The 19450-nt window shown below is 57.4% G+C and carries 17 protein-coding genes; 7 read left to right on the forward strand and 10 right to left on the reverse strand.

The annotated features are described in order from the left end of the window. Positions 1-53: 53 nt before the first annotated feature. The 4 genes from I6L58_RS16255 to I6L58_RS16270 form a co-directional block, all read right to left on the reverse strand. Positions 54-488 carry a DUF1090 domain-containing protein gene (locus I6L58_RS16255; RefSeq protein WP_006178562.1) on the reverse strand — a complete coding sequence of 145 codons (435 nt, stop codon included), beginning with the start codon at positions 486-488 and terminating at the stop codon, positions 54-56. A gap of 126 nt (positions 489-614) precedes the next feature. Then, positions 615-3767, reverse strand: coding sequence for an ATP-binding protein (locus I6L58_RS16260; protein WP_088208517.1), 3153 nt, complete (start codon positions 3765-3767; stop codon positions 615-617). Continuing rightward, complete coding sequence (locus I6L58_RS16265) at positions 3754-4389, reverse strand: response regulator transcription factor (protein WP_088208518.1); 636 nt, start codon at positions 4387-4389, stop codon at positions 3754-3756. Before I6L58_RS16265 ends, I6L58_RS16260 begins: the two co-directional genes overlap by 14 nt. Before the next feature lie 269 nt (positions 4390-4658). Then, on the reverse strand, positions 4659-5498 hold the full coding sequence (locus tag I6L58_RS16270) for a helix-turn-helix transcriptional regulator (RefSeq protein WP_042322006.1): 840 nt from the start codon (positions 5496-5498) through the stop codon (positions 4659-4661). A 166-nt stretch (positions 5499-5664) separates the two neighbouring features. Here I6L58_RS16270 and I6L58_RS16275 point away from each other — a divergent pair, with 166 nt between their 5' ends. Genes I6L58_RS16275 through I6L58_RS16285 form a run of 3 tightly spaced genes read left to right on the forward strand, consistent with a single transcriptional unit; the run spans position 5665 to position 9992 of the window. Further along, positions 5665-7479 (forward strand): DUF2264 domain-containing protein, encoded by a 1815-nt coding sequence (locus I6L58_RS16275; RefSeq protein ID WP_088208519.1) that lies wholly within the window; start codon positions 5665-5667, stop codon positions 7477-7479. A 32-nt stretch (positions 7480-7511) separates the two neighbouring features. Beyond that, positions 7512-8777 carry an oligosaccharide MFS transporter gene (locus I6L58_RS16280; RefSeq protein WP_088208520.1) on the forward strand — a complete coding sequence of 422 codons (1266 nt, stop codon included), beginning with the start codon at positions 7512-7514 and terminating at the stop codon, positions 8775-8777. A 27-nt stretch (positions 8778-8804) separates the two neighbouring features. Next, positions 8805-9992, forward strand: a complete 1188-nt coding sequence (locus tag I6L58_RS16285) for a glycoside hydrolase family 88 protein (RefSeq protein WP_058610755.1) — start codon at positions 8805-8807, stop codon at positions 9990-9992. A gap of 15 nt (positions 9993-10007) precedes the next feature. On the opposite strand, the gene I6L58_RS16290 is transcribed toward I6L58_RS16285, so the two are convergent. The 6 genes from I6L58_RS16290 to qseB form a co-directional block, all read right to left on the reverse strand. Next, positions 10008-10535, reverse strand: a complete 528-nt coding sequence (locus I6L58_RS16290) for a hypothetical protein (protein WP_088208521.1) — start codon at positions 10533-10535, stop codon at positions 10008-10010. A 20-nt stretch (positions 10536-10555) separates the two neighbouring features. Beyond that, a complete protein-coding gene (lysM, locus tag I6L58_RS16295; RefSeq protein WP_006178553.1) occupies positions 10556-10996 on the reverse strand; it encodes a peptidoglycan-binding protein LysM in 441 nt (146 codons plus the stop codon). A gap of 84 nt (positions 10997-11080) precedes the next feature. Next, positions 11081-11395, reverse strand: coding sequence for a putative quinol monooxygenase (locus I6L58_RS16300; RefSeq protein WP_006178552.1), 315 nt, complete (start codon positions 11393-11395; stop codon positions 11081-11083). 28 nt (positions 11396-11423) lie between these two features. Beyond that, the gene (locus I6L58_RS16305) at positions 11424-12005 is read right to left on the reverse strand and encodes an NAD(P)H-dependent oxidoreductase (protein ID WP_088208522.1); all 582 of its coding nucleotides are present in this window, start codon (positions 12003-12005) and stop codon (positions 11424-11426) included. Between the two features lie 104 nt (positions 12006-12109). Continuing rightward, a complete protein-coding gene (gene qseC / locus I6L58_RS16310; protein ID WP_088208523.1) occupies positions 12110-13447 on the reverse strand; it encodes a quorum sensing histidine kinase QseC in 1338 nt (445 codons plus the stop codon). After that, on the reverse strand, positions 13444-14103 hold the full coding sequence (qseB, locus tag I6L58_RS16315; protein WP_006178549.1) for a quorum sensing response regulator transcription factor QseB: 660 nt from the start codon (positions 14101-14103) through the stop codon (positions 13444-13446). The genes qseC and qseB overlap by 4 nt, the downstream gene beginning before the upstream one ends. A 139-nt stretch (positions 14104-14242) precedes the next feature. On the opposite strand from qseB, the gene I6L58_RS16320 reads away from it, so the two are divergent. From I6L58_RS16320 to ftsP, 4 genes are all read left to right on the forward strand, one after another. Beyond that, complete coding sequence (locus I6L58_RS16320) at positions 14243-14644, forward strand: YgiW/YdeI family stress tolerance OB fold protein (RefSeq protein ID WP_058610761.1); 402 nt, start codon at positions 14243-14245, stop codon at positions 14642-14644. Between the two features lie 118 nt (positions 14645-14762). Then, complete coding sequence (gene parC, locus I6L58_RS16325) at positions 14763-17021, forward strand: DNA topoisomerase IV subunit A (RefSeq protein WP_006178546.1); 2259 nt, start codon at positions 14763-14765, stop codon at positions 17019-17021. A 166-nt stretch (positions 17022-17187) separates the two neighbouring features. Then, complete coding sequence (gene plsC, locus I6L58_RS16330) at positions 17188-17925, forward strand: 1-acylglycerol-3-phosphate O-acyltransferase (protein ID WP_058610762.1); 738 nt, start codon at positions 17188-17190, stop codon at positions 17923-17925. 57 nt (positions 17926-17982) lie between these two features. Further along, positions 17983-19395, forward strand: a complete 1413-nt coding sequence (gene ftsP / locus I6L58_RS16335) for a cell division protein FtsP (protein ID WP_088208524.1) — start codon at positions 17983-17985, stop codon at positions 19393-19395. Positions 19396-19450 lie beyond the last annotated feature (55 nt).

The raw sequence follows: 19450 nt of genomic DNA on the forward strand, positions 1-19450 counted from the left end.
TTGCGTCAATCTCGTGGGCAGCGTTTGCTGCCCACGATTAAGCTCGCGATGGCTTATTTATTGAGGGCTGCCAGCTCAGCGCGAGCCTGGTTCAGCTCCTGCTGGATTTCACGCAGATCCGCCTGCTTTTCGGCCAGTTTTTTCTGGTACTTGGCGATCTTCTTGGCATTGCCCTTCGCTTTAGCTTCTGCCAGATCGGCCTGAACTTCAGCGATGTCGCCACGTTTTTCAGCCAGTTTTTTCTCCAGCTTGCGCACGTCTTTCTGGGCATCAGCCAGAACGCTTGCGTTAGTACAGTGGGCTTTAACTTCTGCCAGGGCTTTTTTCAGGCCATTCACTTTGTAGGTATTGCCATACTGCTGGGCAATTTTGATCTCTTTTTCCAGCGCTGCGCTTTTAGCTGCACAGCTTTCAGCGGCGTGTGCTGATGCTGTAGCGAACATACCCACAGCGGCAACGACAGACAGAACGGAAACTAATTTCTTCATGGTCTTTCTCCTTTGTTGATGTATTGCCTGAGCAGATGCTCCGGCAATCTCCTGTGAACAAAAGAGTACTGCAACGCGGATAGCCAAAACGATGCAGACGCGTCCTCAACGCATGTAGGACGTGGATTAAGGTTGTCGTCCTGAATCGTGCCAACGCTGTAACGCGGCGCGTAGCTGCGCAAGTTCAGCTAACAGCTGGTGGATCCCGTCGTGGTCCGGGGTGGCTTCCTGTGCTTCACAGCGGGCTATCAATGCGGGCACGCCCAGTAACGCCAGTCCGCCGCGCAGTTTGTGCAGCGTCTCACGCAGTGAGGTTTCTGGCGCGGCGAGCCAGGCGCGCAAGTGGGCAAGGGATTCATCAATGACCGACATCTGGAGCGAAAGAAACAGGGGCAGATTATCCCCTTCCAGCAGCTCGGGCGGCAGGTTACACGCCAATGCGTCTTGCGGCTCCTCGGCGACCGGGACAGATCCCTTCAGGGGAGCCAGCAGTTCTGCCAGCATAGTGAGCGTGACCGGCTTGAACAGACAGTCGCGCATGCCTGCTTCTCTTGCCATCTCACGGACAACTTCCCGTGCGTCTGCGGTCGCGCCAAAGACCGCAATGTCGGGGTAGTGCGCACGGATGAACTGCGCCAGTTCGAACCCGCTCATGCCGGGCATATTGCAATCGGTGATCACCGCATCAGGTTGCGCCTGCTTTAGCGTTTCCAGCGCAGAGGCTGAGCTGTCTGCGCCGATCGCGCGGTGGCCGAGCCAGCTCAGCTGCTGGCTTAATACCATTCTGCCCACGGGATTATCATCGACAATCAAAACGCGCAGAGAGGGGCGGGAAAGTGGCGACGCGGGCTGTATATCAGGAGCATCCTGGCGTTCTGCCATTACCGGCAGCTTAAGGGAGACCGTGACCGTCGTTCCATGTCCAGGCTCGCTGTGGATCGCTAAACTCCCGCCCATCATCATTGTTAACGTGCGGCAGATATACAGGCCCAGCCCGCTCCCCTGTGCGACGTTACGGGTGTTTCCCTGAGCGAAGGGCTGGAATAACCGCTGCCGGGTGGCCTCGTCGATACCTTCGCCGGTATCGACGACCGTGATACGCAACAGCAGATAGCCCTCGTCACGTCCCTCGAGCTGCACGCTCAGCGTTATCTGCCCGCGTTCGGTGAATTTGATCGCGTTTCCGACGATATTAACCAAAATCTGCCTGAAACGGCTGCGATCGACCAGCACGTCCTCCTGCAGTTCGGCATCACGTTCCAGCACGAAGGCCAGCCCTTTTTGCGCCGCCATGCCTTCGAACAACATCGCGGGCTCCTCGATCAGCTTGCGCAGCGAGGCCCGCTCGGGGCGAAGCACCAGGCGGCCAGATTCAATACGCGACACATCAAGTATGTTGCCAATCAACTGCAGCAGGGCCTGGGCTGCATCCCACGCCACCTGCACCGACTGGCGGTTTTGCTGGGTATCGCCAGGGCGTTTCATGACGAGTTCCAGCATCCCCATGATTGCGCCGATCGGCGTGCGTATCTCGTGGCTCATGGTGGTCAGAAACACGCTCTTCGCACGGCTGGCGCGATGGGCACGATTTCTGGAGTGTCGCTGGGCCGACATGATCTTCAGCATTCGCTGCTGAGCGCGCCGATGGCGGCGATAACCCCAGGCGGCGGCGAGGCAGAGGAGAACCATGATAGCCAGTCCGACGGTCAATACCGTGCTCAGCGCTACCTGTTTTGGCCCGGTCGACGTGAAGCTGTTACCGGCATTTCCGCCACGGGTCAGGGCATGGAGGTCCTCCGGCGGAATATTAATGAGCGCTTTATTGAGAATGGTAATTAAAGGCCAGGACTGACGGGACGCCCCGAATGAGAATCGCATCGGGTCGATGTCGATACTTCCCAGAATACGGAGCGCGGCATACTCTTTATTCGCCAGAAGCGTATTGGCGACGATCAGCGGCATGGCCATCATCTTGTCGTGGCTGTGAACGATGCGGTTGAGCCCCTGTCTCCAGGTGTCGACTTTTTCCGTTTGGTCCCCGCTCTGCTTACGTAACCACTCTTCTGGCGACTGCCCATCCAGGCTGAGCACGCCAGGACTCACCGCGCCCGGAACAGAATGCGCTTGCCCGACCATCACCCAGGAGTTATAGAGCCAGGTACGGGTGGTCAGTAAATCAGTGCGCCAGATGTCCCCCTGCGTCACGCCTGCAACCAAATCCGATTTTCCCGCTTTCACCGACGCCAGGGCCGCCCTTTGAGTAGGAAAACGCTGGATGACAAAGGTAAACCCGGTGCGCAGCTGCAATGCGGTCAGGACATCGGCGATGATGCCACGCATCTGACCACCGTCATCAAAAAAGGCGATCGGTGGGTTATCCTCGGCCACGGCCACCCATATGCGTTTGTGCTCATCAATCCATTTATTTTCCAGCGAGGTAAAGACCGGTTTCTGCTCGCTCAGTGAAAGCGGGATGCCGCCATTCCACCGACGGTGTATCTCTACGCTTGCACTTTCCGGCAACGCGGCCAGAAAGTTATTCAGCACCCTTACCCACATGTGCATCTTTGGCATTGCCGCAAAGGAAAATCCTGACACGGGAAAGGGGGTGTCGAGGGGGCGTATGAGTAAGTTGCTGATGTTGGACTGGTTCACCAGATAGCGGGCGGTAACGCCATCGCAAAAGAAAAGGTCGATTTTTCGAAACGCGAGTGCTTCCAGCGCGTGGCGCGGTGAGTAGAAGGGGACGATCTCCGCGTTCGGGTAACGCTGCAGGACGCGTTGAGGATCGTAGCCCGGCGCGATGGCAATCTTTCTGACCGCATCATCCTGTGTGGCTTCGTTATTGACCACTTCAACGGCAGCATTTGGGCTGTAGGGATGGCTCAGTATCAGCCCCTGATTTTGCTGGTTATCGCTGGCCTGCGCGATGAAATCTGCTTCCCCTGCGCGTAACGCCTCCAGCGCAGCGTCATAGTTTGGGTAGCGAATAACGTCTATTTCGACGCCAAGATTGTCGGCCGCCAGGCCGAGGAAATCGGCATTGATGCCACCGTAATCGTTCAGGCCGGTGGTAATGTCATAGGGCGGCGACATCGGCAACCAGACGGCCAGGCGGATTTTGCGGTGTTCACGCAGCCAGCGCCATTGGCTTGCACTGAGTCCCGGGTCGGCAATCGTCTCCATGCTTCGGGAGAGAAGCTTAAGGGGTTCCTGCGCTGTCGCACCTTGTGCCATAAAAGCGACGAGTAACAGCAGCAGTCCGCTAAGTATTCTCATTATCAGACTCTCTGAAGACAAGCGAGATAAGCTGGTTGAGATCGTCGCAGCCACATTTTTGCAGCATCCGGGTTTTATAGGTGCTAATGGTTTTATTGCTGAGCATCAGGAGATCGGCAATCTCTTTGTTACTCTTGCCCTGTTTCAGATAATTGAGAACGGCAATTTCGCGATCCGAGAAGCGACTTGATAGTGATTCAGACGCATCGTTTTTTTCATTGACGCTGGCGGCTTTGAACAGCGTCCCTTCGGGAAAACATTGGTAACCCGCCATAATGAGCCGGCACAGTGGCTCAACGTTTTCCAGCGGCATATTTTTATTGATAAACCCCTGCGCCCCGGCGTGGAGCGTTCTCAGCGCATATATACCTGCTGACTGGCTGGTAAAGACCAGAATGTTAAGTTCCGGGAGGTGTTGTTTAATTCGGGGTAACAGGTCGAGGCCATCGGCGTGCTTAAGTTCGAGATCCAGGATTAATAAGTCCGGGCGCTGCTGATGCAGTTGGGACAGCAGGTTCTCACCCGTAGAGGTACTGACGGTCATATCTCCGTGCTTTTCCAGAAGTACTTTTAATGCAAAGCAGATTGCTGGATGATCGTCTACAAGCAAAATCGAAATCATACTACCCTTGTCCTTTTGGTGGCCTCACTGACTCCGTCGACCTGAGGGGCAATATAGTAATCAACAGCGGATAAGAACGATATAGTAAAAGGCTGGATTTAAGATTTTGGATTTAGGATTAAGGCAACTTTTACTATTTCAGCGCGGTTTATTCCGAATAAAGAATTAAATTAAAAGCCCTCTTTCGCGAGCTGCCGGGATAATTAAGATATTGCCTAATGAAATTGCAGGCCAGGTAAGGCGCAGCCGCCACCCGGCAATAAAGCCGCTCATCGGTTCGCATGGTTCTTCCTGTACTGCAACGGCGTCTCGCCAATCCCTTTTTTAAACGCGCTGATAAACCAGGTGACGTCAGAAAACCCGACCCGTGTCGCTATCTCGCGCACGCTCGCATCGCTGTGCAATAAGCACTCGCAGGCCTTTCGCAGCCGGAGCGTATTCAGGTAGTCATGAATTTTCTCGCCGGTTTCGGCATGGAATTTTCGCGACACATAGCTGCGCGATTTCCCCAGTTCGTGCGCCAGCGCGTCGAGGCGAAATTTCTCCTGATAATGTTCATCCAGCCAGAACATCGCCTGGCTGGCGATCCCCTGGCTGTTGCCCGGTGCGCCGTCGTTATCGTCCGGCAGCATCGCGAACAGGCTGATGAGCAGCGAGGCAATGTTCTCGCTGTTCATCGGTGGCCGGTAACAGTTAAACAGATGCACGAGATGACCATGGCAATGCGCCAGGTCCGCTACCCACGCCTCTGCGCCGCGAAAGGAGAGCCTTTGCAGCCGCTGCCGGGCATGGGGAAAATCACGCAACACCTTCAGGACCGCATGCTGGTCGAGATGGATGATGGTGCGTCGATACAGGGCCTGCGCCTGCTCATCCACTCTCACCTTGTGCAGGGTGAAGGGAGGGAAGAAAAACAGCCGTCCGGGACGCATGGTGTAGTGGCGGTTATCGACGATCACCACGCCAAACCCTTCTTCGACGTAGAGGATCTCCAGGCACTGATGCCAGTGATGGTAACGCACGGTATTGGCAAACAGACGGCTGAACGATCCCACCGCATCGTTCAGGGTAATCAACTCCAGATAATCGGCTGTCGGCGTGTCGCGCATAGTGCAATAAAACTCAACTTTTCCTCGTCTGGCTATCGTTATAAACCACCTTTTTAAATTTTCTCAACTGCGGGTTTAGTTATCGTTCGCACCTGTGACCTGGCTAACATTTCTCCAGCTCGCGGATTCACTATGCTTTGCCGCAGTTGATTACGAGGGCGAAAGTATGTGGGCGGCAAATCAGAAAACATCAAATCCGTTGTCTTCACGCCAGGACGTGGTGGCGTCTCTCAATGCCATGCTCGGCGCGCTGGATGCACAGTTTCCGGCGGGGCAGTCGCGTTTCTCACTCGGCGAGACCTGTGCGCATTACGCGACGGATATTGCGCAGATGGAAGGGCTGTCGCGCGCGCTGTGGGGGCTGTTTCCGCTGATGGCCTCCGGCGATGCCGCCCCGTTCAGCGACAAGTACATTGAGGCGATCCGGCTCGGCACCGATCCGCTCAGCGCTGGTTACTGGGGAGAAACCGCTCCCTACGATCAGCGTCTGGTGGAGATGGCGGCCTACGGACTGGGGCTTGCGCTGCTCGGGGAAAAACTCACCGACCGCTTCAGCGAGCGCGAGGTCATGAACCTGCACGCGTGGCTCAACCAAATCACCGATGCGCAAATGCCGGACAGTAACTGGAACTACTTCGCCATCATGGTGCAGCTCGGCTTCAGGCGCGCCGGGTTGCCGTACGACCAGCAGGCTATCGATCGCCGTTTTGCGCTGATGGAGGCTTACTATTTAGGCGACGGCTGGTATTCCGACGGCCCCGGTCGGCCAAAAGATTATTACATCTCAATGGCATTCCACTTCTACGGCCTGATTTACGCCACGCTCAGCGGTGATGAGGAGAGGGGGCAGATCCTGCGCGAGCGGTCGCGCCTGTTCGCCGAAGACTTTATCTACTGGTCCGCCGCCGACGGCGCGTCGGTGCCGTTTGGCCGCAGTCTGACCTACCGCTTCGCGATGGTCGCTTTCTGGAGCGCGGTGGCCTTTTCCGGGCTTGAAGTATTCACACCGGGCATTGTGAAGGGCATTGTGCTGCGCCATTTACGCTGGTGGCAGCAGCGGCCCATTGCCGATCGCGACGGCATTCTGACGCTCGGTTTTGCTTATCCCAACCTGGCGATGTGTGAGGACTACAACTCGCCGGGGTCGCCGTACTGGGCGCTGAAAACCTTTCTGATCCTGGCCCTGCCGGAGACGCATCCGTTCTGGCAGGCCGGGGAAACGCCGCTTCCCGCGCTGGCCGAAAAACGCGTGCTCCCGCATGCGGCGCAGATCCTGATGCACGCGGACGAGTCGCAGCACGTCACCATGCTCACCGCCGGTCAGCTTGAGCTGAACAATTACGTCAACACCGAGGCCAAATACACCAAATTCGCCTACTCCAGCCGCTTCGGCTTCACCCTTGAGCGCGGACGCTTTGGCCTGAAACACGCGGCGTGCGACTCCATGCTGCTGCTGGCCGACGGGGACGATTACTTTCGCGGTCGCCGGGCGTGTGATGCGGTGCGCGTCGATGAAAATTACCTCTACTCGCGCTGGTCTCCGTGGTGCGACGTGCATATCGACACCTGGCAAATCCCGTTCGGCGAATGGCATCTGCGTCTGCACCGCATTCACAGCGCGCGGAAACTGCAAACGGCGGAGGGCGGATTTGCGGTGATGAAAACCGACCCTCAGATCCGCGATCGCGGCTGTTATCTGGCGGCCAGCAACGGCAGCAGCGTGATTGTCGATCTCTCTCCTGCGCTTACGCGCCAGCCGGACAGCCTCGTCACGCCGCCTAACAGCAGCGTGATGTTTGCGGAGTGCGCCTCCATCCCCCTGCTCAAAACGGAACTCCCGCAAGGGGAAAGCTGGCTCTGTTGCGCCGTCTTCGCCAGCGAGCAACACCGGATTGCGGCGACGCCGCAGCTGACCATGACCCCTGACCAGGTCGTTATTCGCGACCCCGGAAGTGAACGCCAGCTGTCGTTCACCTTATAAAACTCTGGCCCCTACTCGTTGGCGAGGATGCTATGAAAAGACCATCTACAACAAACAGAACCGAATATTACAAAATCAGCAGTTTTATTTTTCTTTATTTCTTTACCTGGTCCGCCAGTATTGGCCTGCTGGCGATCTGGCTCGGGCAAAAAGCCAATCTTAGCGGGTCGGTCATTGGCACCGTCTTTGCGGTGAACGGTATTTTCTCGGTTATTCTGAAGCCGATCTACGGCTATATTCTCGATAAGATCGGCATGAGCAAATACCTGCTCTATTTTGTGGTGGCAATGTCTGCCCTGATGGCACCGTTCTTTATCTACGTTTATCAGCCGCTATTAATGTCCAACACCATGCTGGGGATAATTATTGGCGCGCTCTATTTGAGCTTTGCCTGGTATGCGGGCGTGGCGGCGTGCGAATCCTATTCCGACCGCTTCAGCCGTTTAAACGGCATGGAGTTTGGACAAATTCGCATGTGGGGCTCGCTCGGCTGGGCGGTGGCGTCCTCCTTCTCCGGTCTGCTGTTTAACCTCTCTCCGGCCTATAACTTTATTATGGGCAGCGTGGCGTCGGTGGTGATGCTGATTGTCCTGCTGAGCCTGAAAGTGAACACTAACTCCGTTCACGCAGGTGAGGTGCTGACCAAAGAAAAAATCGCGCCGTCGGACGTGTACGCCCTGCTGCGGAATCGTAAATTCTGGGCCTTCTGCCTGTACGTGGCGGGTGTGGCGTGGATGATGTTTATTGCCGAGCAGCAATTCTCGCGCTATTTCGTGACCTTCTTCGACGATATTCAACAGGGTAACGCCGTCTTTGGCTATCTGGGGACCGTGCAGTCGGGAATGGAATTCGTGATGTATATGGTGATCCCGCTGTTCGTTAATTTTATCGGCGCTAAACGCGGGCTGTTAATTGTCGGGCTGGTGGTCGGGGCGCGTCTGATTATTTCCGGGATGTGCGATTCACACCTGTTAATTTCCGTGCTTAAGCCGCTGTACGGGCTGGAAATCTGCCTGCTGCTGGTCTCCGTATTTAAATATATCGCCGAGCATTTCGACAAACGCGTAAATGCCACCATGTATTTGCTGGGCTATCAGGCGATGCTGTACGTCGGCAACGTGGTGGTGTCATCGCCTGCCGGCTATATGTATGACCGCATCGGCTTCGAGCAGACCTATATCATCATGGGCGCCACGGCGCTGACCTTTACCCTGATCTCTGCGTTTACCCTCTCCGCCTGCCAGAGCAAGTGGCGTGGGAGCCGTACGCTGAACGTAGCCGAGCCCACTTCACGTTAATTATGCCGTCAAAGAAGGAACCGAAATATGTTAAGTCGTATCAAAGAGGAACGCCTGAACGCCATCGCCACGCCCGTCGATCCACGCGCGTTTAGCGATGAGCTGAGTTCGGCGCGCAGCCACGTCCTCGAGTTGATTAGCCGTCACGTAACCGAGTTCGGTGAGCAGTTCCCGGCGGAAACCTGTCAGGACGGTTTTTATCCGCTGACGGATAACGTGGAGTGGACCACCAGCTTCTGGACCGGGCAGCTGTGGCTGGCGTGGGAGATGAGCGGCGAAGAAAAATTCCGCGCGCTGGCGGAAAAGCACGTGCGCTCGTTTGGCCTGCGCATCGCCGGGCGTAGCGACACCAATACCCACGATCTGGGCTTCCTCTATACGCTCTCCTGCGTAGCGGCCTGGCGGCTGACCGGCAACCGTGAAGCGCGCGGCTTCTCCCTGCTGGCGGCACAAGCGCTGCTGGAGCGTTTTCACGCGCGGGCGAAGATCGTCCAGGCGTGGGGCGATCTGACCGATCCCGAGCAGGCCGGGCGCATGATCATCGACTGCAACATGAACCTGCCGCTGCTCTACTGGGCGAGCGAACAAACCGGCGATCCGCGCTTCGCGGAGGCGGCAAAAGCCCACGTCATGCAGGCGGCGACCTATCTTATTCGCGACGATGCCTCGACGTTCCACACCTACTATATGGATGTCGTGACGGGCGCACCGCGCTACGGCAACACCCAGCAGGGCTACGCCGACGACTCCTGCTGGTCGCGCGGGCAGGCCTGGGGCATTTACGGCTTCCTGTTGAGCTACATCTATACCGGCGATGAGACGATGATCGGCCTGTCAAAACGGCTGGCAAACTACTTCCTTAACCGCCTGCCGGAAGACAACGTCTGCCACTGGGATCTGGCGCTGGTGGGCACCGACGCGCTGCGCGATTCATCATCGGCGGCGATTGCGGTGTGCGGCCTGCTGGAGCTGGTGAAACATCTGCCGGTTACGGACCCGGACCGGGAACGCTATCTGGAGTGGGCAAAAGGGATCATGTCCTCGCTAACGAAACACTATCTGATGGGCAAAGAAGAGAAGGGCAACGGGCTGCTGAAGCACTCGGTTTACCATCTGGCGAGCAACAAAGGGGTGGATGAGTGTGCAAGCTGGGGGGATTACTTCTACGTGGAAGCGCTGGTGCGGTTCACTCAGAGCTGGAAGCTGTACTGGTAAAAATGCCGGGGCGGATCACCACCCCAGCACGTCGGAAATCGCCCTGCGATAGGGCGTACTGATTTGCGCCGGTACGCGACGGAAGTAGTCCTGCGCATGGGTGCGCGTCTCACCGCTAAGGCTGTCCAGATAGGCAATTGCCTCGTCAACGGTGAGGACGCGGCCTTCCAGGCTCGCGCTGCGGGGCGGCAGCCCGGTCCAGATGAGGGCATCGATGCCCTTTTCCGCTGCCCACGTCGAGAGGACACCGGTACTGCGTCCGGCAATCAGCAGGGAGCCGATACCGTCGCAGCGCGACTGCGGAATGGCCTCCCGCTTGCGCAGCGCGTCACAGGCCTGGCTTAGCGAATTCACGCTGAGCCAGGCCCATAGCACCGGTACCGCAGGGGCATTCATGCAGAGGGCGGTCGCCAGCTCACCGCCGTCGCTGACCCGGCAAAACTCGACGGGCAGAGACGGCCCGTCAGGTTGCCACTCACCGGCGACGGGCAGCGGGCCGTACTTCCAGATTAACGAACCCCAGCCAAGGCAGGCTATCTTCATCCGTTCGCGTTCCGTTGCTATCAGGCTTTAGGAATACGCAGCGTCTGTCCGGGATAGATTTTATCCGGGCTGGAGAGCATCGGGCGGTTAGCTTCGAAAATCTTGTTGTACTGGTTGGCATCGCCGTACACGGTTTTGGAGATGGCGCTCAGGGTATCGCCGGATTTAACCGTGTAGTAGGTGGCTTCGTCTTTGGCATCGGTCGCGGTGATGTTGTTTTCCACTTCGCTCACGCCCGCGATGTTCCCGACGGCAACCTGGATTTTTTCTTTCTGCTCCTGCGTCAGCCCATCGCCGGTCACGCTGGCTTTGCCATCGGTGACGTTAACCTGGACCTTATCCGAGCCGGGAATATTCAGTTTCTTGAGGTGTTCGGCGATTTTGTCGCCCTGACCTTTGTGGTCGGTCAGGTTGTCCCACAGTTTTTCGCCTGCTTCTTTTACGAAATTAAAAAGACCCATTCCATCCTCCTGTTAAACATGAAGTCAGAATAAGCATAGCAGGTCACAGAAATTTCCCTCTCCGAAAGGAGAGGGAAGGAAGGATCAGACGCCCTGCTCCAGAATACGGATATGGGTGTCGAGCACGTTCCCTTTCACCGCGTCGCTCCACGTTTTCATGTGCGCGGTCTGCAGGTGTGCTTCAAGGTGCGCCACGGTTTCCCACTGCTCAACCATGATGATGGAGTCCGGCGCGGTGGCCTGGAAGCTGGCGTCGGTGGCGGCATCAATCATCGGCGCATAGCCGTGGCAGCCTTCTTCTTTCAGCACGGTTGGGATAATTTTTGCAAACTCATCCAGCACCGCCTGACGGTGATGTTGGCCTGGACGCGTACGAATTTCTGCAATTACGGTAAGCATATCGTTTCTCCTGATGTCAGGCTTCCAGTTAACCAAAAATCTCCGCGAGATGCTTGCGATATTCTGCGATATAGCGTGGGACATCAGGCATTTTAATCACGTCATTGACGATAAAGGTCGGCAATGGGGTCATGCCCAGGAACTGATTGGCCTTGTGGAATGGCAAATATTCGCCGTCTACGCCCACGCCTTCAAAGAACTGATCTTTCTCGGTAAAGGCCTCAATTGGTGCGTTCCAGGTCAGGGAGAGCATGTATTTTTTCCCCTGGATCAGGCCGCCTGATCCGTACTTTTTAGACGCATCAGAGCGGGTACGACCGTCGCTGGCATACAGGGAGCCGTGGCCTTCGGTGAACACGTCGTCCATGTATTTTTTCACGGTCCACGGTGCACCCATCCACCAGCCCGGCATCTGCCAGATGATGGTATCGGCCCACAGGAAGTTCTGCACTTCTGCTTTAACATCGTAATCGCCGTCCGCGCGCACCACCCTGACATCATGCCCGGCGTCGCGCAGGAAACCGTCCGCGACCTCGGTCAGGGTGTCATTCAACTGGCCTTTAGAGTGCGCGAATTCTTTCGCGCCGTTGATAATCAGAATATTGCTCATTATTTGTCCTCGACGATGAGAGTATGCCGGACAGTCTACGCGCGAGAACGGGGCGGTAAAATAGGCAAAATGTGCAAAGTCTTTTGCTGCTCAGGCAATAATCCCTACCAGCTTACGGTGACGTCAAGACCACTCTCGGCACCATTGGCCAGCGATACGCGCATTCCGTGCAGGGTGGCGATACGTTTAACAATCGATAGCCCCAGGCCGCTGCCGGTCTCATCCTGTCCCGGCGGGCGATAGAAGCGCTCGCCGACGCGGGCTAAGGCGTCGGGGGCAATACCCGAGCCGTTGTCGCGCACGCTGAAGCTGCGGGCGTTAAGGGTCACGTCCACCACGCTGCCGCGCGGGCTGTAGCGGATAGCGTTATCCAGCAGGTTGCGCACCAGGAGGCTGAGCAGGAGTTGCTGGCCGGTACGCGTTGCCTGCGGCGCATTGATGTTCAGCCGAATATCAATCCCCGCCTGTTGAGCCGGATGATAGATGTCCATCACGGCGGACTGGAGTAAATCGGCCAGCGCAAGGGGTTCGATATTGTCGAGGTTATCCAGCGAATCCAGACGCGACAGCGTAAGAAGCTGATCCACCAGCCGGGATGCCCGATCAATGCCGGCATGCATCTGCGCCAGGGCTTTGGCCTGCGCCTGCGGATCGTCGAGGTACAGCTGCGCCACATCCGTTTGCACCTTCAGCGCGGCCAGCGGGCTACGTAGTTCGTGGGCGGCATCCGACGTGAAGCGGCGCTCCCGGGACATCATCTCCTGGGTGCGCGTGAAGAGATGATTCAGCGAGTCGAGCAGCGGGCGGACTTCCGCAGGGACACCCTGCGTCGACAGCGTATCGGTGGCATCCGGCGAGCGCGATCGCAGGGTCTGCGCCAGCTTTTTCAGCGGCTTAAGCTCACGGCTCAGCATGACAATCAGCAGAAGCAGCATCACCGGGAGCGCCACCAGCCACGGCGTGAGCTGCGAGCTGACTACGTCCAGCGCCATCTCCTGGCGGTACTCGGCTTCCTGCCCGACCACCACCCGGTATTTACCGTCCGGCGAGGTTAGCCACACAAAGCGCCACGCGTCGTTATCATCTTTCAGGCGGCCATCGTCAAATCCGTCGCGGCGGTAGTGATACGGAATATCGCGTCCGTTTTCGCCGTCGTTGAGGATCATATCGCCGTCGGCGCTAAAGATGGCGAACGCCAGCGCGTCGTCGTCCAGACGACCGTGCTTCACTTTTTTGGGGATGTCGCGCATCCGTTCGGGGGCGCGGACTTCATCCAGATCCATCGTCAGCAGCCGTTTGGCAAACAGCATCTGCTGGGTATCAAACAGCTTATCGAGCTTGTGGGTGGTTTGCTGCCAGGCGACAAGGCTGGCGGCGAACCAGGCGGCCAGCGAGAGCAGCAGGAACAGTAGCGTCAGGCGTAGCTTCAGACTCAGTTTCATGCGTCACCCAGGGTATAACCGATGCCGTGCACGGTGCGGATAAACTCGCTCCCAAGCTTGCGGCGCAGGTGATGAACATGCACTTCCACCGCGTTGCTGGAGACGTCGTCATCCCAGTTATACAGTTTTTCTTCAATGTGTTTGCGCGGCAGAACCCGGCCCGCGTTGCGCATTAACAGCTCAAGGAGCGCAAACTCTTTCGGTTTAAGCACCAGCGTGTCGCCGTCAAGCGTCGCCACCAGGCTGACCGGATCGAGCATGACCTTACCGTGGCGCAGTTCGCTGCGCGTCTGGCCGTGGCTGCGGCGCACCAGCGCTTCAAGGCGGGCCGCCACTTCGATCAGGGCGAACGGCTTACACAGATAATCATCCGCCCCCAGACGCAGCCCTTCGACGCGCTGGTTAAGCGCATCCCGCGCCGTCAGGATCAGCACCGGCTCGCTGCGGCCGCTTTCGCGCCACGCGCGTAGCATCTCCAGACCGTCGATTTCCGGCAGGGTGAGATCCAGCACCACGGCGTCGTACGGGGCGCTGTAGAGCGCCGCCTGGCCGGTTTTCCCGTCGGTAAACCAGTCCACGCTAAAGCCCAGTTTGCTTAAGCCCGTCTTAATGCCGTCGCCGATTAACTTGTCGTCTTCTACCAGTAAAATGCGCATGTTCCCTCCATGATGCAGCCAGTAAACCCGTTGCGCCCGGGCGCTGTACAGTAAAAATAAATAAATTTTTCCCTTAAGAAGTTGTTAAGGATTACCCTGTTTAATGGATTGCGAAACAACATTAAAGGGAGAGATAAAGATGAAAAAATACGCTGCAATTGCTGCCATCATGATGATGACCACCGCACCTGTCTTTGCTGCACAGGGTGGCTTTAACGGCCCATCGGCCACCGCCAGCCAGACGCAAACCCAGCAGGGCGGTTTTGTGGATAACAACGCCAACCTGACCACGGCGGCAAAAGTGAAAGATCTGAAGGACGACGCCTGGGTTAAGCTGCGCGGGAACATTACCGAGCGCCTGTCCGATGACCGCTACACCTTCCGCGACGAGAGCGGCACGGTGGTGGTGGAGATCGACCACAAGCGCTGGAACGGCGTGACCGTGACCCCGCAGGATAAAGTCGAGCTTCAGGGTAAAGTCGACAAAGACTGGAACGAATTTGAAATCGACGTGAAGCAGGTTATTAAACTGAACAAATAACCCGAAAAGGGCCGCTTAACCGGCCCTTTTTCTTTGTGACTCAACTCGCCAGATGAGGTAGTATCTGCGGCAATATTGCCTGAAACCCATCGGTTTCTGAGTTGAGGAATCACACGTAATGAGCGATATGGCAGAGCGCCTCGCGCTACATGAATTCACGGAAAACGCCTACCTGAACTACTCCATGTACGTCATCATGGACAGGGCGTTGCCGTTTATCGGGGATGGCCTGAAGCCCGTCCAGCGCCGCATCGTCTATGCGATGTCCGAGCTGGGGCTGAGCGCCAGCGCCAAGTTCAAAAAATCCGCCCGTACCGTCGGTGACGTACTGGGTAAATACCATCCGCACGGCGACAGCGCCTGTTATGAAGCGATGGTACTGATGGCGCAGCCGTTCTCTTACCGTTACCCGCTGGTCGACGGGCAAGGGAACTGGGGTGCGCCGGACGATCCGAAATCCTTCGCGGCCATGCGTTACACCGAATCCCGCCTGTCCAAATATGCCGAATTGCTGCTGGGCGAGCTGGGTCAGGGCACGGTTGACTGGGTGCCTAACTTCGACGGGACGTTACAGGAGCCGAAAATGCTGCCTGCGCGCCTGCCGAACATCCTGCTCAACGGCACCACTGGTATTGCTGTCGGTATGGCGACGGACATCCCGCCGCACAACCTGCGTGAAGTGGCAAACGCCGCCATCACCCTGATTGAACAGCCGAAAACCTCGCTGGACGAGCTGCTGGATATCGTGCAGGGGCCGGACTACCCGACCGAGGCTGAAATCATTACCTCGCGCGCGGAAATTCGCAAAATCTACCAGAACGGCCGTGGCTCCGTGCGTATGCGCGCCGTCTGGAATAAAGAAGATGGTGCCGTGGTGATCACCGCGCTGCCGCACCAGGTCTCTGGCGCGAAGGTGCTGGAGCAGATCGCCTCCCAGATGCGCAATAAAAAGCTGCCGATGGTGGACGACCTGCGCGATGAGTCGGATCACGAGAACCCGACCCGTCTGGTGATCGTCCCGCGCTCCAACCGCGTGGACATGGATCAGGTGATGAACCACCTGTTCGCCACCACCGATCTGGAAAAAAGCTACCGCATCAACCTGAACATGATTGGCCTCGACGGCCGTCCGGCGGTGAAAAACCTGCTGGAGATCCTCACCGAGTGGCTGACGTTCCGCCGCGATACGGTGCGTCGTCGTCTGAATCACCGTCTGGAAAAAGTGCTCAAGCGCCTGCATATCCTCGAAGGTTTGCTGGTGGCGTTCCTCAATATCGACGAAGTGATTGAAATCATTCGTACCGAGGACGAGCCGAAGCCAGCGCTGATGTCGCGTTTCGGTATCAGCGAAACCCAGGCCGAAGCGATCCTTGAGCTGAAGCTGCGCCATCTCGCCAAACTGGAAGAGATGAAGATCCGCGGCGAGCAGGACGAGCTGGAAAAAGAGCGCGATAAGCTGCAGGCGATCCTCGCCTCCGAGCGCAAAATGAATACCCTGCTGAAGAAAGAGCTGCAGGCTGATGCCGACGCGTTTGGCGACGACCGCCGTTCTCCGCTGCACGAGCGCGAAGAAGCCAGAGCGATGAACGAGCACGACATGCAGCCTTCCGAGCCGGTCACCATCGTGCTGTCGCAAAGCGGCTGGGTGCGCAGCGCGAAAGGTCACGATATCGACGCGCCGGGCCTGAGCTACAAGGCGGGCGACAGCTTCAAGGCGGCGGTAAAAGGCAAGAGCAACCAGCCAGTGGCATTTATCGACTCCACGGGCCGCAGCTATGCCATCGATCCTATCACGCTGCCGTCTGCGCGCGGGCAGGGCGAGCCGCTCACCGGCAAGCTGACGCTGCCGCCGGGTGCCACGGTTGACCATATGCTGATGGAGTCCGACGACCAGAAACTGCTGATGGCCTCAGACGCGGGCTACGGCTTCATCTGTACCTTTAACGATCTGGTGTCGCGCAACCGTGCGGGTAAAGCGTTGATCAGCCTGCCGGATAACGCGCACGTTATGCCGCCGCTGGTCATTGAGAACGACAGCGATATGCTGCTGGCCATCACGGCCGCCGGACGTATGCTGATGTTCCCAGTGAGCGATCTGCCGGCGCTGTCAAAAGGTAAGGGCAACAAAATCATTAACATCCCGTCGGCGGAAGCGGCAAAAGGCGAAGATGGCCTGGCGCACCTGTTTATTTTACCGCCGCAAAGTACGCTGACGATCCACGTTGGCAAACGTAAAATTAAGCTTCGCCCGGAAGAGTTGCAAAAAGTGGTAGGCGAGCGCGGCCGCCGCGGCTCGCTGATGCGTGGCCTGCAGCGTATCGACCGCATTGAGATTGATTCTCCGAATCGTCCCGTCGTGGGCGACAGCGAAGCCTAGTTTAGTTCTCACCCCCCTCTGTTCCGGAGGGGGTAAATTCACTAAAATTTCCCGTAAAAACGTTGTTAATTCATGCGTTGCGATTAACAATACGCGCTCGTAATAAAGTCCTTACCTGGCCACAGGTGAAGTATAATTGTCAGCTGTCAGGGCTTCAGAGGTCGCTATGCTATACATTGTTCGTTTAATTCTTACCGTTATTTACTGCATTCTGGTCTGTGTTTTCGGCTGTATCTGGTGCCTGTTCAGCCCGCGTAATCCGAAGCATGTCGCCACTTTTGGTCACATGTTCGGACGTCTTGCCCCGCTGTTTGGCCTGAAGGTCGAAAAACGTCTGCCGGAAGGGGCAGAGAACTTCGGTAATGCCATCTATATCGCTAACCATCAGAACAATTACGATATGGTCACGGCTGCTAACATCGTATTACCGCCGACCGTGACGGTAGGGAAAAAAAGCCTGCTGTGGATCCCGTTTTTCGGCCAGCTTTACTGGCTCACCGGTAACCTGCTGATCGACCGTAATAATCGGGCAAAAGCCCACGGCACCATTGCCGAAGTGGTGAACCACTTTAAAAAACGCAAAATCTCAATCTGGATGTTCCCGGAAGGGACGCGCAGCCGTGGCCGTGGCCTGCTGCCGTTTAAAACCGGTGCGTTTCATGCTGCAATTGCGGCAGGGGTTCCAATTATTCCCGTGTGCGTTTCCAACACTTCTAATAAAATTAATCTTAACCGCCTGAATAATGGGCTGGTGATAGTGGAAATGCTGCCGCCGGTGGACACCAGTCACTACGGTAAAGATCAGGTGCGCGAACTGGCGACACACTGCCGCGAGCTGATGGCTCAGCATATCGCGCAGCTCGACAAAGAAGTCGCAGAGAGAGAAGCCGCCGGTAAAATTTAACCGGCGTTAAAGGGAAAACGAATTCCCGCGTTGTTAGTCGTTTCAGATGGAGCTTATATGTCACTCAGTCGGCGTCAATTTATTCAGGCTTCGGGGATCGCCCTTTGTGCGGGTGCGATGCCGCTGACAGCCAGCGCCGCGGGGCAGCAGCAGCCGTTGCCCATTCCGCCGTTGATCGAATCCCGTCGCGGGCAGCCGCTTTTCCTGACGTTACAGCGCAGCCACTGGTCCTTTACCCAGGGGACGCGCGCCTCCATCTGGGGTATTAACGGGCGCTACCTCGGGCCAACCATCCGCGTGTGGAACGGCGATGACGTTAAGCTGATTTACAGTAACCGCACGCCTGAGAATGTCGCGATGACCGTCAGCGGCCTGCAGGTGCCTGGCCCGCTGGTTGGCGGCGCGGCGCGCATGATGTCGCCAAACGCCGACTGGGCGCCGGTATTGCCGATCCGCCAGAGCGCGGCGACCCTGTGGTATCACGCCAACACCCCAAACCGCACTGCGCAGCAGGTCTATAATGGCCTCGCGGGCATGTGGCTGATTGAAGATGAGATCAGCAAATCACTGCCGATCCCGAACCACTACGGCGTGGATGATTTCCCGGTCATTATTCAGGACAAACGTCTGGATAACTTTGGCACGCCGGAATACAGCGAGCCGGGTAGCGGCGGTTTTGTCGGCGACACGCTGCTGGTTAACGGTGCGCAAAGTCCGTATGTCGAAGTGTCTCGCGGCTGGGTGCGCCTGCGTCTGCTTAACGCCTCCAACTCCCGACGCTATCTGCTGCAGATGAGCGATGGCCGCGTCCTGCACGTGATTTCAGGCGATCAGGGCTTCCTGCCCGCGCCGGTTTCCGTTAAGCAGCTGGCGCTGGCACCGGGCGAACGCCGTGAAATTCTGGTCGACATGACCAACGGCGATGAAGTCTCTTTAACCTGCGGCGAAGCGGCCAGCATTGTCGACCGTATCCGCGGATTCTTTGAACCGTCGAGCATTCTGGTTTCTACCCTGGTGCTGACCCTGCGTCCAACCGGCCTGCTGCCGCTGGTGACCGACAGCCTGCCGATGCGCCTGCTGCCGCAGGAGATCATGACCGGGCCCGCGGTCCGCAGCCGCGACATCAGCCTGGGCGACGATCCGGGCATTAATGGCGCGCTGTGGGACGTAAACCGCATCGATATTACCGCTCAGCAGGGCACCTGGGAGCGCTGGACGGTGCGGTCAGATATGCCCCAGTCGTTCCATATTGAGGGCGTGAGCTTCCTGATCCGCAACGTCAACGGCGCGATGCCGTTCCCGGAAGATCGCGGCTGGAAAGATACCGTCTGGGTGGACGGGCAGGTAGAGCTGCTGGTCTACTACGGTCAACCTTCGTGGCCGCACTTCCCGTTCCTCTATCACAGCCAGACGCTGGAGATGATGGACAGGGGATCCGTGGGGCAGCTGCTGGTGAATCCGGCACCGTAAATTGCTTTTCTCCCTCTCCCTGTGGGAGAGGGGGGTGAGGGCAACGGCCCGCACA

The sequence above is a fragment of the Enterobacter cancerogenus genome (assembly GCF_019047785.1).
In the GTDB taxonomy this organism is placed as follows: Bacteria; Pseudomonadota; Gammaproteobacteria; order Enterobacterales; family Enterobacteriaceae; genus Enterobacter; species Enterobacter cancerogenus.

What these genes read in the sequence shown, in the direction of transcription:
- I6L58_RS16255 (WP_006178562.1), bottom strand. Translation starts at nt 488, where the DNA reads ATGAAGAAATTAGTTTCCGTTCTGTCTGTCGTTGCCGCTGTGGGTATG.
- I6L58_RS16260 (WP_088208517.1), bottom strand. Translation starts at nt 3,767, where the DNA reads ATGAGAATACTTAGCGGACTGCTGCTGTTACTCGTCGCTTTTATGGCA.
- I6L58_RS16265 (WP_088208518.1), bottom strand. Translation starts at nt 4,389, where the DNA reads ATGATTTCGATTTTGCTTGTAGACGATCATCCAGCAATCTGCTTTGCA.
- I6L58_RS16270 (WP_042322006.1), bottom strand. Translation starts at nt 5,498, where the DNA reads ATGCGCGACACGCCGACAGCCGATTATCTGGAGTTGATTACCCTGAAC.
- I6L58_RS16275 (WP_088208519.1), top strand. Translation starts at nt 5,665, where the DNA reads ATGTGGGCGGCAAATCAGAAAACATCAAATCCGTTGTCTTCACGCCAG.
- I6L58_RS16280 (WP_088208520.1), top strand. Translation starts at nt 7,512, where the DNA reads ATGAAAAGACCATCTACAACAAACAGAACCGAATATTACAAAATCAGC.
- I6L58_RS16285 (WP_058610755.1), top strand. Translation starts at nt 8,805, where the DNA reads ATGTTAAGTCGTATCAAAGAGGAACGCCTGAACGCCATCGCCACGCCC.
- I6L58_RS16290 (WP_088208521.1), bottom strand. Translation starts at nt 10,535, where the DNA reads ATGAAGATAGCCTGCCTTGGCTGGGGTTCGTTAATCTGGAAGTACGGC.
- lysM (WP_006178553.1), bottom strand. Translation starts at nt 10,996, where the DNA reads ATGGGTCTTTTTAATTTCGTAAAAGAAGCAGGCGAAAAACTGTGGGAC.
- I6L58_RS16300 (WP_006178552.1), bottom strand. Translation starts at nt 11,395, where the DNA reads ATGCTTACCGTAATTGCAGAAATTCGTACGCGTCCAGGCCAACATCAC.
- I6L58_RS16305 (WP_088208522.1), bottom strand. Translation starts at nt 12,005, where the DNA reads ATGAGCAATATTCTGATTATCAACGGCGCGAAAGAATTCGCGCACTCT.
- qseC (WP_088208523.1), bottom strand. Translation starts at nt 13,447, where the DNA reads ATGAAACTGAGTCTGAAGCTACGCCTGACGCTACTGTTCCTGCTGCTC.
- qseB (WP_006178549.1), bottom strand. Translation starts at nt 14,103, where the DNA reads ATGCGCATTTTACTGGTAGAAGACGACAAGTTAATCGGCGACGGCATT.
- I6L58_RS16320 (WP_058610761.1), top strand. Translation starts at nt 14,243, where the DNA reads ATGAAAAAATACGCTGCAATTGCTGCCATCATGATGATGACCACCGCA.
- parC (WP_006178546.1), top strand. Translation starts at nt 14,763, where the DNA reads ATGAGCGATATGGCAGAGCGCCTCGCGCTACATGAATTCACGGAAAAC.
- plsC (WP_058610762.1), top strand. Translation starts at nt 17,188, where the DNA reads ATGCTATACATTGTTCGTTTAATTCTTACCGTTATTTACTGCATTCTG.
- ftsP (WP_088208524.1), top strand. Translation starts at nt 17,983, where the DNA reads ATGTCACTCAGTCGGCGTCAATTTATTCAGGCTTCGGGGATCGCCCTT.